This window comes from Colwellia hornerae, from assembly GCF_007954355.1.
Lineage (GTDB): Bacteria > Pseudomonadota > Gammaproteobacteria > Enterobacterales > Alteromonadaceae > Colwellia_A > Colwellia_A hornerae.
This window is the reverse complement of sequence record NZ_VOLR01000003.1, coordinates 1-18904: the sequence shown is the minus strand read 5'-3', so window position 1 is coordinate 18904 and position 18904 is coordinate 1. Positions and strand designations below refer to the sequence as shown.

The window sequence follows — 18904 nt, the reverse complement described above, 5'->3', positions numbered from 1 at the left end:
TAGGTTAAACTACCGTTAACTGCCTGGTGTTAAATTGTACGTTAACTTGCTATGGTAAAGCCAACAAAAACTCAACAGCTAACGAAGAAACGAGCACCTTATGGCTAAATTATCACTGCCCATCGGTATTGCAATTATTTCAATATCATCTCTTATACTCTCTGCCGATATATTTGCGCACTCAGAACATGATAAATCAAGGTTTGTCGCAAGCAATGGCATAGACAAGGAGCGGTGTGATAATGTTCTTAGACCTTGTAAAACAATTGCCTATGCGGTTAGCCAAGCTAACAAGGGTGACAAAGTACTCGTAGGTTCAGGGGAATTTACCATTACTTCTAGCGAAGAGCTATTCTTCTTAAAAAGTGCTCTTGTGCCAGTTTTTGGAGGCTATAATCGTTTCGATCATTATCAATCACAAAGCCCACAATCTAATGTAACCACTTTATATAATATTCCAACTGATATGGTTGATGAATTAAGAAAAAATGGTTTTAGGGTCATTGCCGATGGTAAAGCCTTTGCTAAAGATAAAGACTTAACACTCAAACTTGCCAGTTATCACCAATTAAGCCAAAGCCAATCTAATGAAGCATGCGTAAGTGGTAGAGCCGATGTATTTGATTGTAATAATATCGATTTACTTACTCATTTACCTTTATCACAAATGTCTAGCTTACCGAGTGCGGGTAATGATATTTGGGGACATGTAGATTTAAATACCAATAATGAATTTGCCATCATGGGTGTAAATAATGGTGTGATTGTCGTTAACGTTACCACCCCTACTACACCTGTAGAAGTCGGTACTGTTCAGGGAGTTAACTCTTCTTGGCGTGATGTTAAAGTTTATCAATACTTTGATGAAAATATTAATCTATGGCAAGCTTATGCCTACGTGACCACTGAAGGAAGTAATGGTGGCGTAGCAATTATTGACCTTAACAACCTCCCTAACTCGATAAGCCTAGTTGAGAAGAATAATGTGGTGAGTACATCGCATAATGTTTACATAACTAATGTCGATCATACCCTTAACATTACTCTGCCTGACCAAACTGCTTCGCTGCAACTTATTGGCGCAAATAGTAAAAGTGGTGCATTTCAAAGCTATTCATTAGCAAACCCAAAAACATTAGTTAATGTTATCGCTAAAAACTTTGGTAGTGGCTACACCCATGATGGTGCTTCTTTGGTGATTGATGATCAGCGCTCGGTTAATGATTGTGGTTTAACCTCGGGTAGTTGTACTGTTTTCATTGATTTCAATGAGGACGTCATGAAGTTATGGAATATCACCGATCCTAATAACTCAACTCAATTAGGTACAGCCAGCTATAACGATGTAGCTCAAAACAATAAATATGTCCATTCTGGCTGGGGAACAGAAGATAAACAGTTCATCTTATTACATGACGAGTTTGACGAACAGCGCGGTGGTTTAAACTCTACCGTTAGAATATTTTCGATTGCAGATCTTAACAGCCCAACACAGGTAGGCCAGTGGACCGGCCCTACAAGAGCGATAGATCACAATGGTTTTGTTCGTGGTAACAGATACTATATGTCTAACTATGAGCGAGGGTTAACTGTTTTAGATATAACTGACCCAGCAACTCCAACAGAAGTTGGCTTTTTTGATACTTTCACACCAAGTAATAACGCTAGTTTTAATGGTGCTTGGGGCGTTTATCCGTTTTTACCTTCCGGAAATATTTTAGTCAGCGATATTAATAGTGGCCTCTATGTATTAAAAGACAACACCAATGCTTCAACTAAAGGTATGTTCGGCTTTGAAAATAAAAGTACACAAACCGCTCAAGGAACAAGTTTTGACTTAACAGTGCAACGTAATGCCTCAAATGCCAGTACAAGCGCTGCAGTTAGTTACCAAGTGATTCAGGGGAGTGCCAAGCAAGATACTGACTTTACAGTAGCAAGTAGCACACTGACTTGGGCAGCCAATGACAATGCAGACAAAACAATTAGTATCGCCATTGCTGATGACCCAACAAGTACTGAAATAGCAGAGTCATTTTTTATACGTTTATATAATCCAACCGATGGCGCCACGCTCGGCGCTAATAATTACAACACCATAAATATTGATGGCCTAGTCGATAATGGCAGCGGAAGCTTTGAGTTTAACCAGCAAACTATCGCAGAAAATGTGGGTGAGTACATTGTAAACGTAAATCGTATGGGCAGCACAAAAGGTAGCATTGCCTTTGGGTATCAGCTAACGTCAGGTGAAGCCATTATTGGTAGCGATATGCTTGATGCATCTGGTCAAATATCTTGGGCTGACGGCGAAAATGATACTAAAGAAATTACCCTAACGATTATTGATGATACCGAAGAAGAAGAAAGTGAGATTTTCACCTTAACGTTATCAAGCGTTGACGACAGCAACCTTGGTAGTAATGCTGAAATAACGTTTACTATCGCTGATGACGATCAAAATACCGCCCCTGTAGTGACACTTAGTGAAGATTTTGAAGTAAATACCGGTCAAACACAAAGTTTAATAGCTCAAACAAGTGATAATGAAAACGACGCTATGACTTACCGATGGGAGCAAACGTCAGGCTCTGAGGTGGTATTAACGAATGCAGATACATTATCAGCAAGTTTTACTGCACCCAATAGTGCTGAATCGCTAATGTTTCAATTCACGGCAACAGACTTTAGGGGCGCATCAACAACAAAGAGTATTACCATCTCAGTTATTGCGCCTCCGTTGAATACCGCCCCTATTGTGACACTGGGAGCGAATTTCGAATTAACTGGTGGTCAGACACAAAGCTTAGCAGCACAAGCCAGAGATGCAGAAAGCGATACGATGACCTATCTTTGGGAACAAACTGCAGGTTCGAGTGTAACCTTGTCTAATGCCGATACTTTAATCACAATTTTCACAGCGCCTAATCGTGCTGAGTCACTAACATTTAAATTTACTGCAACAGACTCTAAAGGAGCATCAACAACAGATAGTATTACCATTACCGTAGTGGCTTCATCTCCAGTAGTTACATCGACACCGAAAAAATCTTCTGGTGGTTCAATATTTTGGTTAACAATGCTTTCATTATCTTTATTGATTAGAAAAATAGTAACGATTAAGTAATAGAGTTTAGGCAATACTGATAAAAACCACCCTTATTGCCTAACAATTGACCAAACACTATATAATTTAGCACTTTTTAAAAATACGCTAGTGACAACAAAATAAAAAATGCTTATACTTCACGCCGCTTTAAGTTGAACCCTCAATACAAAGCAGAAATAAATGGCCCCTTAGCTCAGTTGGTTAGAGCATCCGACTCATAATCGGCAGGTCCCCTGTTCAAGTCAGGGAGGGGCCACCACTTTTTCAATAAAAATCAATCAAAGACAAAAACCCACCGACTTTACTTATTCGGGTCAAAAACGCGTACTAAAGTAATGGAATACTTGATTTAACATATAAAATTTTAAAGGATTAAAATGAATAAATTTCTAACGTCTATCTGTTTTTCAGCCGCTTCACTTCTTACATTCTCAGTATCAGCTGAAGAATCAAATCAAACAATTAAATTGTGGAGCGTTGGTGTCGGTTCTTATGCATCTACCGTTAACGTTGATGGTAAATATGGCGATGAAGATATTGAATTTGATGGCTTAAACTTTTCAGCGAGTTATGCATTTTCTGACAACACAGCCATTAGAGCTAGTTATTTTTCTTTAGAATACACTGATTCTTCTGAACTAGAATCTAATGGTTTAGATGTCGCCGCATATTATGGTACAGGTCTGGCTTCACAAGGTTTCAAGGCTTATATTGGTGGTGGTTTTTTCAACGACACATGGTCAAGTCAAAACCAAGATGAAAAGTTCTCTGGTATTCAGCTAAGTGGTGGCTTTGGTTATAACTGGGATGTTATATCTCTTGAACTTATGGTTGGGATAAGAGCTGCTGATGATTATGCCGATTTTATAGCAAATTCTGGTTGCGAAGGTGAAGTTGTGGCTGTCTCAAGTTCGTTACTTCTTAGCCTACGATTTTAAGACACTAAACAGTAAGTTCGAGTGAGCCCCTTTGCATTAGCAGGGGCTTTTTTGTTTAGCCACTTTATAATGAGCAGTGATTTCTAAAAAAATCATATATTTCAAACCCATTCTCTGTTGCAGCAACACTAAAACTATATTTCATCATGAAATTAGAGTAAAATATCTAATTAGAAAGGATTCTAAACAGCGTGTATAACGTTGAGCCTTTCTAATATTAAAGGTTTAATAATGAATAAATGTAAGTTTTGCAATAACGAATCACCTGTTAAGAAGATCCAGAGAAGTTGGACAGAAAAACATTTCAGCCATAGGAATGAATTTAAATATCAATGTAGAAGTTGCTATAAATTGATGTTTAAAAAATAAAAATTATCTCTCTCTCAACCCATCAAATAGAAGTTCCCTCTCCCCTTAATATCCACTGAAGCTGCATCTGACACCCAAAGGCTGGCTAGTTATCAGGTTGTGCTATAACTTATTTAAACCAGTACTCAACAGTATTGGTTTTTAGTCAAGTCAAAACCAAGATGAAAAGTTCTCTGGTATTCAGCTAAGTGGTGGCTTTGGTTATAACTGGGATGTTATATCTCTTGAACTTATGGTTGGGATAAGAGCTGCTGATGATTATACCGATTTTATAGCAAATTCTGGTGGCGAAGGTGAAGTTGTGGCTGTCTCAAGTTCGTTACTTCTTAGCCTACGATTTTAAGACACTAAACAGTAAGTTCGAGTGAGCCCCTTTGCATTAGCAGGGGCTTTTTTGTTTAGCCACTTTATAATGAGCAGTGATTTTCTAAAAAATCATATACCTCAAACCCACCGACCTTATGTATTCGGGTCTATTCGTTTATACGAAATTTAAATCTTTAACGCTTATGCCTGTTATTTTGAAGAAACTACAATTGCACAACACTAAAAACTGAGACAGTTGGCTGTTTACGATGTAAATCCTTCGCTAGCTTTACTTGAACCTACTACTTCAAATCCCTTAGGTGGTATGCCATATCTAAAATCATACTTTAATAAAGTGATTTTCATCACTGAAGATAATTTTTCATGTGTATTTATCCTAATATTCACATAAAAAAAGGAGATACGCATATTTTACGTATCTCCTTATTAAGCTGTCTGATATTTAAATTTAAGCGGCTCTTTTTATCAACTGTCTTCTAAATAATCCAAAACTCATTACGATAAGTATCCAGCCCATAGAGCCTCCACCACTTTCTTTTGGCGGCGTTACTAAAGGAGTCACAGTAGCTACATTATTAACAGTCACCGTCGTCGTTTTAGATATAGCATCAACACCATCTGACACCGTTACCTTGAACTCGAAACTCTGATCACTTGAAACGGCTGGTGCCGTAAAAGTAACTGTTATATTTGAAGCTCCAGATAGCGTTACTGCAGGGCCTGTGGTTTGCTCCCATTGATAACTTAGCGCGTCGTTATCTTCATCAGCACCTGTTGCGGTTAACGAGATAGTAGTACCTTCATCATAAGATGAAGCATGACTATCAATTGAAACCGTTGGTGCAACATTCACTTGAAGAACTAATACGTTAACTTCGGTTGCAGAGCTGTCTTGACCATCATTGACAGTGAGCTCAAAAGTTAAAAACTCATCGTTACTAACCTGTGGCGCTGTAAAGCTTAATATCCCCGTATCTTGCCCTGAGAGCTCAACCGTTGGACCCGTTAACTGTACCCATAGATAGGTTAATACGTCATTTTCTGCATCGGTAGTCGCTGATGCATCCAAGGTAACAACACTGCCTTCATTTACTGTTTCATCAGTATTAACAACAATAACAGGTGCTTGGTTGGTGAATTGTGACGTTAGCGCTCCAGGGTCTTTAATCATACCATTTGCAAGACCGTCTGCATCATTTTCTCCACCATCTTTAATGAGTAGTTGAATACAGTTGTTGCCAGCAGTTAGACCTTGTTGATACTGGGTTGATAATGGGTAAGGACAGTTACCGTCTTCATCAGTTAAAGCCGAATAAACACCATTATTACTATCAACCACAAAATCAAACCAACCTTTACTGTTGCTATACTTTCTATAGATACTACCTTCAGGTATTGTTTTGCCGTTTGCTAGAGGAATGACAATAGGCACAGATTGACCAGCCTCAGTCAAACCTGAAACATTAAAGTTAGTGATAGTCGATAACGTAGTAAAATGCTCATCGTTAGAAATATTGTTAACATTAACTGTTGCATTAGCTGCTGTTGCGCCACCTGACGTTGTAACTATATCACCAAGGCTTAAACTTAAGCCACTCACAGTTTGCATTGCTGCTGTTGAGTCATCAATCGGTAAACGACTTGGATTATCGTCAATATCTAAGTAATCAGATATACCATCATTATCACTATCACTATAGCCTTCGTCAGCATCTGAAATTCCATCGTTATCACTATCCGTATTTATATCCAATGGTGGAAGTGAAGCATCGACAACAATATTTTTATCAACAGAAATACTATATAGCTCACTAGTGTTACTTTCACTTACATTCACGGTTAATTGATAAGTGTCTGACGTTAAGCCATCAGGAGAGAACTCAAAAGTAGATATTAAACTATCAGTATTTAAATCAACCAGAGTATTGTTCAATGAACTCCAAGTAATATCGTGTATATCATTTACATTAATATCATGAACAAAGGCCTTCACAGTGACAATGCCACTTTGACCATCAACAACACTGATTTTTTTATCATTTTGTTGAGTCACTAATATTAGTGTGGGTGTAAAGTTGGTTTGATCTACCGTTAATTGAATAGACGTTACAAAACCTAATGCTGCGTTGTTAGCTGATGTTATGGCAACAGCGTAAACATCACCATTAAGTGCGTCATTGGGTATTTCAATGGTAATAACACCTGAAATATTTTCAGCAATTGAAAGTTCGTTCGTTTTAACGATTGAACCAGACTTCATCAGCGTATAAGTTACTCCAACAGGGTAAACCGCAGCATTACCTGAAAGCGTTACAGGTAATACAACCGTAGCGCCTGGCTCAACTTTTCTGCTTTGGCTTAATTCTACAAGTGGGTTAATGTGCACGTCTACCTCTGTTTCAGCAATATTACCTGAGCTATCGGTTGCCGATACTGGCACAAGATGAGCACCCGAAGGATAAAGCGTATCACCAATAACAACTGCATTAATGTTTCCATCAACTAAGTCATAAGCCTGAACATTGTTTATCGCGTCTGAAACATCGCTAAGAATACCTATTGCAGTCAGAGTTTGTATTTGAAGCTCATCAAACATCGCAACGGTTGTATCAACAATTATCACTAATTGTATAGCTGTAGTGACGTTTCCAGCAAAATCTGTTGCTGTCCATGTTACCTCATGCGTACCCAATGACAGTGCATCGCTATAGTCAGACACAACAGTTGGCGCATTAAGGTTATTATCAGTGACTTCTGGCACAACTAATTCTACATCAGTCGTAGTACCTGTAGCTTCAAAAGTAACATCAGAAAGTTCAATAAAAACAGGTGGTTCATTGTCGCCAAGAGAGTCATCTAAAGGAGCACTATCATCTTCGTCAATAATTCCATCATTATCATCATCAATATCTGCGTTGTTACCAATACCATCTAAATCTGTATCTACTGATTCCGTGCCGTCTAATGGGAAAGCATCATCAACATCTAAGACACCATCATTATCATCATCGGTATCTGTGAAGTCAGAGATGAAATCACCATCATTATCAGTTGGTATGCTTTCATTATTTAATGGATCAGTTTCAGCAGCAACTTCATCAGTATCGATAAAACCATCACCATCATCATCTGTATCAGCACTGTTGCCAATACCATCTAAATCAGTATCTATAGTTTCCGTAGCATCTAGTGGGAAAGCATCCGCGGAATCAGCAACACCATCGTTATCATCATCAGTATCAGCATTATTACCTGTACCATCCAAATCAGTATCGACAGACTCACTGGCATCTAGTGGGAACCCATCGTTAGTATCTAAAACACTATCGTTATCATCATCTGTATCAGCATTGTTGCCAATACCATCCAAATCTGTATCGACAGACTCAGTTGCATCTAACGGGAAGGCATCTGAATCATCTAAGACACTATCGTTATCATCATCAGTATCAGCATTATTACCTGTACCATCTGAATCTGTGTCTACCGACTCTGTTGCATCGAAAGGGAATGCATCAAGGGTATCTGCGACATTATCATTGTCATCATCAGTATCACTATTATCACCGAAGCCATCAGAATCAAAATCGGCAAATTCGTTAGCATTTAATGGAAAAGCATCTTCACCGTCGAGAACACCATCACCATCATCATCATCATCAGTATTATTGCCTACACCATCACCGTCCGTATCTAATTTCTCACCAGGATCTAGTGGTAATGCGTCTTCATCATCATTAGTGCCATCACCATCATCATCGGTATCGGTATTATTACCTATACCATCACCATCAGTATCAAGGGATTCCGTTGCATCCAACGGAAAGGCATCTGTGCCGTCTACAACACCATCATTATCATCATCGGTATCGGCATTGTTACCAATACCATCTAAATCAGTATCTACAGATTCAGCTGCATCTAATGGGAAAGCATCGTCTGCGTCTATAACAGTATCGTTGTCATCGTCGGTATCTAGTACATCAACAAAACCATCTAAGTCTGTATCTAAATTTGATCGACGAAGTGAGCTAGTATCCGACTCTAATTCACCTACTTGTTGGAATAAGAAAGTTCCATTGATATTAACAATTGAAATAAGTTCGCTGGTATGAACTAATTCTTCATCAAATGAAGTATCTTCCTGCAAGCTAATGGCAAAGGTATCAATTGATGTCCAATCAGAATTTACTTCAAGAGTTGAGGATGTTACAAGCGGAACACTCTGCTCTATGGGGTTTAATTCGTTTTTGTAATAGGCCAAGTAACCAATTACTTCACTATAGTCACTTACAGTATTGTTTTCTTGTTCAACTAATTTTGCTGAAAAACCAGTGTTGGTAATATCGTAAGAAAGTAAGTTAAATACTTTATCATTTGAATTACTTTGACTTGTTAAGAACACCTGAGGAGTAGCAGAAAATGGGTTTTCAAATGAAACATTTTGCCACTGTTGAATAGAAGAAAGCTTAATATTACCCACTTCAAACTCATCACCGTTATCTAGTAAGTATTTGCCTTTTGTAAGCGCAGCGTAAGGAACACTTTCTTCAGCATGAACACCATCTTGGCTTTCCCACTCAGAAAATAAAGCCGTAACACTATTTTCAGTAATACTCGTTATTTTCGCTACACCAGCGCCGCTGTCCTTAAAAGTAGGTGCCCCTAATAAAATAACAGGGTCTGGAATTACGGTAGAAAAATCTTTAGTTGCTTCCTGGCTGCTAATAGAAAACTCACCAATTCGCATAGCTTCTTTAGAGTCTGTATCGCCAATATAAAAGCGCTTAGAAGTTATGGCTTCTTGATGACCTGCTATATCAACAGAGAAAAACTTAATAACACTAGTTTCACTAAGCGTTATGGAGCTTTCATACATCGTAGAGTTAGTTGTTGGTTCGCTACCATCATTAGTGTAATACGTTTGACTACAGCCAGAGCTAACACCACCAATATCATCATTACACGACAACGTGATTTCAAAAGATAAAGGTGAAAGTATACTCGTGCTTGATAAGGTAGTTACTGGTGGTGTTTGATCTTGAATTGAGAAGCTCAACCAGCCCGCATAATTAACCTTTCCTGCACCACTACTAGTGTTGCCATCATAAATAAAACTTAAGGCTTTCGGGTTTGTGCCTGCATTAATTTCAGCGCTGTCATCAACACCCCACCAGTTATTCTTCGCAACAAGTGCAAAGCTAGTATGGTTTTCTAATGCATATCCCGTATTACCAACAATATCATTGTTGTTGATTAGCGGCTTGGCATAACCATTAACATTAATACCGTAACCTTGGTTGTTAGTAATAATATTATCAGTTAAATCAAAGTCACCATTACCATTAACATCGTCGTAATTTACATAAATACCTGAGCCATTATTATCAATAGTATTTCCAATAATTGAAGGGATAGCTTTACCTGAAACGTACAAACCTATATTACTGTTACCCGTTATTTCATTATTATGAATGGAAGGTTGGGTATTATTTTCAGATGTGTAAATATAAATCCCATAACCTGAGTTATTACGCACTTTATTACGGTTAATAGCGGGGTTAGCATTACCTATGCTATTAAAATAGATCCCATAAGAGTCATTATTATCGATGATGTTATCTTCGATAATAATACTATCGGTCATACTGTCCCCTGACGAATAGCCACTCTGAAACTCTAAACCATGGCCTGAATTGTCCGTAACCACATTACCAGTAAAAATAAAGTTACTGCGTACATGATAAATATTCACCGACCCTGAATTATTGCTGACTTTATTATTAACCAGTGATACATCATACGCTTGGGATATATATATCGACTGTCCATTTTTATCGAGGATATTTTCATTTAGAGACCAATTTGCATAACTGCTTGAGCCATACACAGCATAACTATTGTTATCTTGAAAGATATTACTCGTTAGTGTGATTTGAGCATTGTAGGAGGATTCATCTTTAATTCCGTAACCATTATTACGAATTATACTATTGGTTACCGTAATGGACTTAGAGTTACTATTATAAATATCAATACCATACGCACTATACTCAATCGTACTATAAGAAAAACTTGCACTTCCTTGCTCTATACGAATACCACCCCAGTCACCTGTTGCAGGCTCTCGATTACTACTGGTTAGTGTGACACCTTTAGACTCAGTTCCAGCAACATTTAAGCTGCCCTTAATAATCAGTTCACTGTCATAAGGGGCTTGCCCTCCTACTGTGTCATCGGTGTTTGCTAGGAATAACACCTTAACGCCTGGCATAATAGTTAACGTGGTATTAGCTGAAACCGTAACATCACCCGTGACAAGATAAGGACTATTCTCTTCTGTCCAAACGGTATTTGCTAATAAGGTAGAGCCTTTAATCACCGTCGCGGCATAAAGTGCAGTGCTACGTACTTGCTCTGCATCGCCCCAATCACCACTGACATCTTCATAAAATACGGTAATTAAATCGCCCGATTGAACATCTAAAATGCCATCGGCAGTATTCGGTATTTCTGATTCATTAAGTGTAATGCTGCTAATGAAGATTCCGGTATCAACGTCCGTTTCCGTTAGCGTAACGCTTTCGCCAACAATGGTGCCCGCGCTGGTTGAAAAGGTAATGGTATCGCCTACAGAAAAAGCAACACTGTTATTTTCTATTTTAAAACTTACTTCATTATTGTCACTGGTATAACTAACAGACTCTCCTGTCATCATGTCTGTCATGAAGTAGTTTTGGTTTTGTAGTCCTGAGACACTACCTGTAACTCTAAAGTATGAGGTGCCCATCGCCATATCTTGACCCAAAGATAAGATTGTCCAATCTTCGGTTTTGGTATCGTAAGAGGTTTTTAAAACAGTCAACGTGCCATCGCCAACATTACTTGTTGGTGCAACTGGTGTGGTCGCACTAAAAGGCGTACCCGTATCTTCTGTTTCTGAGGTAATTTTAACCGTTAAGGTTTCAGCTACCGCAGGGTCTACATTTCCGTCGCTATCGACAACTTGTATGTAGGCACTTTCACCATTTTGATAAGTCGGTACAACAACATCCGATGAATCCGTTAAGCTGAGTTGTCCTGTCATGGTGTCTGAAACTGGGGTTCCACCACCAGAATTACTATTATTCAACCAGCCCGCATAGTTAACCTTTCCTGCACCACTACTAGTGTTGCCATCATAAATAAAACTTAAGGCTTTCGGGTTTGTGCCTGCATTAATTTCAGCGCTGTCATCAACACCCCACCAGTTATTCTTCGCAACAAGTGCAAAGCTAGTATGGTTTTCTAATGCATATCCCGTATTACCAACAATATCATTGTTGTTGATTAGCGGCTTGGCATAACCATTAACATTAATACCGTAACCTTGGTTGTTAGTAATAATATTATCAGTTAAATCAAAGTCACCATTACCATTAACATCGTCGTAATTTACATAAATACCTGAGCCATTATTATCAATAGTATTTCCAATAATTGAAGGGATAGCTTTACCTGAAACGTACAAACCTATATTACTGTTACCCGTTATTTCATTATTATGAATGGAAGGTTGGGTATTATTTTCAGATGTGTAAATATAAATCCCATAACCTGAGTTATTACGCACTTTATTACGGTTAATAGCGGGGTTAGCATTACCTATGCTATTAAAATAGATCCCATAAGAGTCATTATTATCGATGATGTTATCTTCGATAATAATACTATCGGTCATACTGTCCCCTGACGAATAGCCACTCTGAAACTCTAAACCATGGCCTGAATTGTCCGTAACCACATTACCAGTAAAAATAAAGTTACTGCGTACATGATAAATATTCACCGACCCTGAATTATTGCTGACTTTATTATTAACCAGTGATACATCATACGCTTGGGATATATATATCGACTGTCCATTTTTATCGAGGATATTTTCATTTAGAGACCAATTTGCATAACTGCTTGAGCCATACACAGCATAACTATTGTTATCTTGAAAGATATTACTCGTTAGTGTGATTTGAGCATTGTAGGAGGATTCATCTTTAATTCCGTAACCATTATTACGAATTATACTATTGGTTACCGTAATGGACTTAGAGTTACTATTATAAATATCAATACCATACGCACTATACTCAATCGTACTATAAGAAAAACTTGCACTTCCTTGCTCTATACGAATACCACCCCAGTCACCTGTTGCAGGCTCTCGATTACTACTGGTTAGTGTGACACCTTTAGACTCACTTCCAGCAACATTTAAGCTGCCCTTAATAATCAGTTCACTGTCATAAGGGGCTTGCCCTCCTACTGTGTCATCGGTGTTTGCTAGGAATAACACCTTAACGCCTGGCATAATAGTTAACGTGGTATTAGCTGAAACCGTAACATCACCCGTGACAAGATAAGGACTATTCTCTTCTGTCCAAACGGTATTTGCTAATAAGGTAGAGCCTTTAATCACCGTCGCGGCATAAAGTGCAGTGCTACGTACTTGCTCTGCATCGCCCCAATCACCACTGACATCTTCATAAAATACGGTAATTAAATCGCCCGATTGAACATCTAAAATGCCATCGGCAGTATTCGGTATTTCTGATTCATTAAGTGTAATGCTGCTAATGAAGATTCCGGTATCAACGTCCGTTTCCGTTAGCGTAACGCTTTCGCCAACAATGGTGCCCGCGCTGGTTGAAAAGGTAATGGTATCGCCTACAGAAAAAGCAACACTGTTATTTTCTATTTTAAAACTTACTTCATTATTGTCACTGGTATAACTAACAGACTCTCCTGTCATCATGTCTGTCATGAAGTAGTTTTGGTTTTGTAGTCCTGAGACACTACCTGTAACTCTAAAGTATGAGGTGCCCATCGCCATATCTTGACCCAAAGATAAGATTGTCCAATCTTCGGTTTTGGTATCGTAAGAGGTTTTTAAAACAGTCAACGTGCCATCGCCAACATTACTTGTTGGTGCAACTGGTGTGGTCGCACTAAAAGGCGTACCCGTATCTTCTGTTTCTGAGGTAATTTTAACCGTTAAGGTTTCAGCTACCGCAGGGTCTACATTTCCGTCGCTATCGACAACTTGTATGTAGGCACTTTCACCATCTTGGTAAGTCGGTACAGTAATACCTGATGAGTCTGTTAAAGAGAGTTGCCCTGTAGTACTTGCTGTCACAGCCAGTGATATTAGAGAAAAAGTTAGTGCTAAAGTTTTTTTATAGTATGCGTTCTTCATATTATTATTCCATTTATTGAAGTTTGCTTATTAATTTATTTTTCTGACTTTTTTATCCAATCGACCATCACTGGTGATCTGGGAGGGGTATGCGTATTTGGAGGTTGGCTATTTTTCTTTTCTAATATGATTTCTTGTTGCCATTCAATCTTATTGCCAATAAATAACTCACCTGAAATACGTTCACTTTTAACAATCAGTTCTTGAAGACATTGTTCTTGCTGAACGCTTAGAAAGGTATTTTTATCAACTGACTTAATAGCGGTAATCACGCCAGTTTTAATTGATTCATCTTTAATAGTCGCCATATATAGTTGCTCAAAATTTTTCTTAAGCGCATGACTATAGTAATTTTTGCTTAAACGAGGATTTTCCCAATTAATAACATTACCAACCAAAAGCTTGTTTGGTAGATTAGCAGCAGCTAAAGTTAATGTTTTTCTTGAAGGCAATTCCACGTTTATGAAAGAGTAACCGCCACCCGTTTGAATAGACAATATCTTCCCGGTATTTTTAATAATACGGTCTGCAAAATTTTGGGGATTTGGGGTTGGTTGAGTTAACTTATTAGTTATGGGTAATGCAGACTGATTAACTTGAGTATCTACATTTTTATCTTCTTCAGTTGTTATCAACAAAAAGCTTAAAACAATAACTCCAAGCATAATCAAAAACAACAACTTACTATTAAAGTATTCTTTATTCATTCAAATTCCATTTACTACTACAAAATCCAGTTATGATTTTAGAAGTATCTTTAGTACCAGTAAGCGATACTAACAATAGGTTGGGAGTATTTAATAGCTAAAAATTCATGTTGACCAATTTGTGCATATAATTGCCTCTTTTATGCTAATGATAATGATAATGTTAATGTTAATGTTAATGTTAAACACTATAAGGATTACAGGAGTTTTATGTCGTGAGCTTATACTTTTTATAAAGTGTTGAAAAGTATCCAAGGTGCTTAAAACCAACTGCATATGCAGTTTCTGCTAATGTTTTATGAACCTTAGATTGGATAAACTCATCCGCCTTGAACAACCTCTTTTGGCGAATAAATATTGCGGCACTTAGTCCTGTTTCTTTTTTTAATCTTCGTTGTAATGTTGAACGGCTCATAAATAACTTTTCAGCTAAGGCGTTTACATCAAAGTTATTATCATTCATGTTAGCGAGAACAATATTTTCAACTTTAGTCATAAAACTTATATTAATTTTTTGATTAGCCTGCTCTTTTATGGATTGCTCACCTATGTTTTCTTGGAGGTTTTTAAGTTTTGATAACTTTACATCCGCCTCGTTGCTTAAAGGTGATTCAATAGATATGACTAATATGCTTTCATTTTGGTCACTTTCACATTCGACAGGAATAATAATTGAGTGAAAACGTAATTCATTTCCCTTGAAATCAACTACATTAGCTTCTTGTTCAACGATTTCATTCGTTTTTTGTGCTTTATTTAAACTCTTAGTCATATTTTCACGAAATGATTGCGGATAAAAACTGAAAGGATACGGTTGCCCATAAAAGCTAGTTATATCATCAATATTGAGTAATTTAACACCCGCTGGGCTCATATATTTTAAGTTACAATCAAGGTCTAATACTTTGATACATATGGGAGCGTTATCAAGTAAGGCATTTATTTGTTTTTGAGAAAGACTTGACTGGAGTACTGATGTTATAGATTTTGATGCTTCTTTATCTAATAAATTTATTACCGACTTATGGTCATCGATTTGAGCTAATTTATACATTATTATATATCCATATATATATTGAAAAATGTTTATAACATTAAATATATAAACCTGTTAGTAATATTTGCCATGTTTATGGTTTTTTTTACCCTTGTTAACAACAGGTTACCTACAGGTAACAACTAAAAGGCACTTTGACCTACCTGTGCAATATACTGCACCATTTGTGCTATTTTCAACAAGTAGGCTCTGTAAACTAATCTTTTTGATTTTTATAGACCCATGATCGTTTACTACCTCTCACTTTAGGTTTCTAATAAATCTATCAACGATACTCACAAAGAGTTGATGAAACGAATGACTAAGCGGTTTAGTTGTTTATAAAAGTGCACTTAGCTTTGCAAATTTTGTATCTACAAAGCTAAGTAGATTATTTACTCTTTAACACTCCCTATTTTGTTACTCTAAAAAATCCTTCAGCTTCTTCAATTATGATGGCTAACACTAAATTATTAGCAAAATCTGGTTTTAAGTACGTTCATATCAATAATAATTTGTTATTTTTAATGTAATATAAGTTTGGACTTGCTTACTAGGCTATGAACGTTCAAAGCCCTCTAAGAAATAAAAACAAATCAAATAGGGATAAATAAACTATGGTAAACATGTTAATTGCATATCAACTTGATGGCGGTGATGTTGTTGAGATTAATCATCCAGAAGAGTTCGAGTTCAAAGATTTAGATGGAAATAGCTTAGGAAATGCTCAGATTATAAAGCGTCATAATAACGATCTAATATTGGCTGAAGCTGCATTTGTGATCTCAGCCGAACATGCAAAAGTTATAATACCAAGCGATGCTGCATTCATGGAATCAAAAGCAGGTGTAAAGCAGCCTTTTGACTTTAACGGGCTCGTAAAAGTCTGTGGGTTTGCCTCAGTTAAATATAAATTTGATAAACAAGGTGATGAGCCAGCTGATTGGGTTATCGCCTATCCTCAGCAGCATTAAGCTTAAAATGGTCGCTAGTTATACTAGCGACCTTTGTTATAGCTTTGAATAGACATAAATTTCAACATCAGGCTAAGCAAATATATCTGTTTCAGAACTACTGAATATTGATTTAAACAGAGGTTTACTTATCAGGTTAAGAAACACTCATACGTTGACCAAACTTAGCAATACTAATGATCATTTTGTCGGTGTTATAGACATTCATGCAATACTTTATTATGTGTTTTTAACAAAATATAACCGATATGATCAAGATAACAAGCTGTAATATGTGCCAAAATATTACATTTTAATCAATGTGATATAAAATAAATTATTATTTTATTAACCAAAAACATTAATGGAGCTGTATATGTATAAAACTATTATTTGCGCAATAGAAGCTAGTGAAGAAGGACTAGGAGTGCTTTCAAAAGCCCATGAGTTATCTCAAATATACAATGCTAAATTGTTTGTTACTCATATCATCCCATATACATTGCTTCCTAAAGACTATCAAAAAGAATTAAAAGAAAGTGCATTACCTTCAATTGAATCAAAAGCCTCGTCATTAGGTATATCAAAGAAAGATGTCAAGGTGATGTTTGGAAAACCATACGAGCAAATTTGCATATTTGCAGAAAGAAAAAAGGCAGACCTAATTATACTTGGTACCCATTCTAAAAAAGGTATTCATGCTTTGATTGGCTCAACAGCAAATGGTGTTGCCAATTATGCTAAATGTGATGTTTCACTCATTAAAATTTAAAGTGCTTTTTTTGATAAGAAAACTAAATGCTCTCTTTCAAATAAATAATTAATGCCGCTAAAGTGCCATTAGTTAGTATTAGCATAATGAGGATTTCACTCATTTGGGTATTTAAAAAGTGAATGAAATTTAATCAAACTCACATGACTAAAGCTCATTCGTAATATATTATTATTTTTAGGAAATTGTATATAAAGACGGCAATTATAAAAATTATGGATCTAGATACATTTAAACAAATTAATAAAGCATTCGATTACCTCTTTGATTCCTTGGTGATCACTGACCTACAAGGCATTATTACTGACTGGAATAAAGGCTCTGAAAATTTATATGGCTATTCCAAAGAAGAGGTCATCGGTAAACCTGTCAATATCCTACACCTTCCTGAAGACACTGAGCATATTACTTCAGAAGTGATAAGCGCTGTAGAGAAGTACGGAAAATGGACCGGTGAAGTTAGGATGCTCCATAAAGATGGCAGTATTGGCTGGATTGAATCTATGTGTGTGCCACTTTTTGATGCTAATAATCAACTCGTAGGTGCATTAGGTGTTAATCGAGATATATCAGATAGAATAAACGAGACCAAACGTCTTGAACACCTAGCGCATTATGATCAACTAACAAAAATTCCAAATCGATACCTAGTGTTTGATCGAATTGATCACCTAATCGAACAATCAGAACGTGACATGAGAAATTTTGCCCTACTTTTTATTGATTTAGATAAGTTTAAAATAATTAATGATACCAAGGGTCATGCGTTTGGCGATCAAGTTCTGATAGAAGTATCCTTACGTCTTAAGCAGTCAATTCGTAATTCAGATACGGTAGCAAGAATTGGAGGTGACGAATTTGTTGTTTTACTTGAGAATACGATTGATAAGTCTAACGTATCTACTTTGGTTGAGAGTATTATGAATGCTATCAGTAGACCCTTTATTATTAATAATGAAAAGTTAACCGTGGGTTGTAGTATTGGTGTTTCCGTTTATCCTGACGAGGGTATTACCACAGATACCTTAATCGCGGCAGCCGATAAAGGACCCTGTAACAAAATCTGTGTAACTGCCTATCATTAATACCCATATAGGGTTTAGGATAGGCAGACTATGAATAAGAAAGAACTAGAAGTATTTGCTAAGCAAGCAGCCAAAGGTATTAAGTCCGAGCAAGACTTAACAGACTTTCGTAGAATATTAACCAAGATAACCGTTGAAGCCGCGTTAAACGCTGAGCTTGAAGAGCATCTTGGTTATGCACTCCATGAGAAATCCACCACGAACAATAGCCGAAATGGCTACTCCTCGAAATCTATTCGCACCGAAGACGGTCAAGTTGAACTTGAAACCCCACGCGATAGAGAAGGAAGCTTTGAACCGAAATTAGTCAAAAAGAACCAAACACGATTTACGTCAATGGACGATAAAATCCTGTACCTGTATGCCAAAGGCATGA

Annotated in this window: 9 protein-coding genes and 1 tRNA gene; 7 read left to right on the top strand and 3 right to left on the bottom strand. The window is 37.1% G+C overall.

Features of this window, described 5'->3' with window-relative positions; translation table 11 throughout:
- Window positions 1-100 precede the first annotated feature (100 nt).
- The 3 genes from ESZ26_RS02345 to ESZ26_RS02335 all read left to right on the top strand — a co-directional run bounded on the left by ESZ26_RS02345 (window position 101) and on the right by ESZ26_RS02335 (window position 4047).
- The gene (locus ESZ26_RS02345; RefSeq protein WP_146798020.1) at window positions 101-3127 is read left to right on the top strand and encodes a choice-of-anchor B family protein; all 3027 of its coding nucleotides are present in this window, start codon (window positions 101-103) and stop codon (window positions 3125-3127) included.
- A 164-nt stretch (window positions 3128-3291) separates the two neighbouring features.
- A tRNA-Ile gene (locus tag ESZ26_RS02340) sits at window positions 3292-3368 on the top strand.
- A gap of 118 nt (window positions 3369-3486) precedes the next feature.
- A complete protein-coding gene (locus tag ESZ26_RS02335; protein WP_146798022.1) occupies window positions 3487-4047 on the top strand; it encodes a hypothetical protein in 561 nt (186 codons plus the stop codon).
- 1144 nt (window positions 4048-5191) lie between these two features.
- Here the strand turns inward: ESZ26_RS02335 and ESZ26_RS02330 are convergent.
- The 3 genes from ESZ26_RS02330 to ESZ26_RS02320 form a co-directional block, all read right to left on the bottom strand.
- Window positions 5192-13975, bottom strand: coding sequence for a right-handed parallel beta-helix repeat-containing protein (locus ESZ26_RS02330; RefSeq protein ID WP_146910709.1), 8784 nt, complete (start codon window positions 13973-13975; stop codon window positions 5192-5194).
- A gap of 35 nt (window positions 13976-14010) precedes the next feature.
- Window positions 14011-14682: a hypothetical protein gene (locus tag ESZ26_RS02325; RefSeq protein ID WP_146798026.1), complete on the bottom strand. Its 672-nt coding sequence runs from the start codon at window positions 14680-14682 to the stop codon at window positions 14011-14013.
- 208 nt (window positions 14683-14890) lie between these two features.
- Complete coding sequence (locus tag ESZ26_RS02320; RefSeq protein WP_146798028.1) at window positions 14891-15736, bottom strand: AraC family transcriptional regulator; 846 nt, start codon at window positions 15734-15736, stop codon at window positions 14891-14893.
- A 599-nt stretch (window positions 15737-16335) separates the two neighbouring features.
- Between ESZ26_RS02320 and ESZ26_RS02315 the strand changes: the two genes are divergently transcribed.
- From ESZ26_RS02315 to ESZ26_RS02300, 4 genes are all read left to right on the top strand, one after another.
- Entirely contained in the window at window positions 16336-16692 is a 357-nt protein-coding gene (locus ESZ26_RS02315; protein WP_146798030.1) for a hypothetical protein, read from the top strand.
- 355 nt (window positions 16693-17047) lie between these two features.
- Window positions 17048-17443, top strand: a complete 396-nt coding sequence (locus ESZ26_RS02310; RefSeq protein ID WP_146798032.1) for a universal stress protein — start codon at window positions 17048-17050, stop codon at window positions 17441-17443.
- Window positions 17444-17658: 215 nt separating this feature from the next.
- Window positions 17659-18528, top strand: coding sequence for a sensor domain-containing diguanylate cyclase (locus tag ESZ26_RS02305; protein ID WP_146798034.1), 870 nt, complete (start codon window positions 17659-17661; stop codon window positions 18526-18528).
- A gap of 30 nt (window positions 18529-18558) precedes the next feature.
- A partial coding sequence (locus ESZ26_RS02300; RefSeq protein ID WP_211361196.1) for a transposase occupies window positions 18559-18904 on the top strand: 346 nt, incomplete at its 3' end.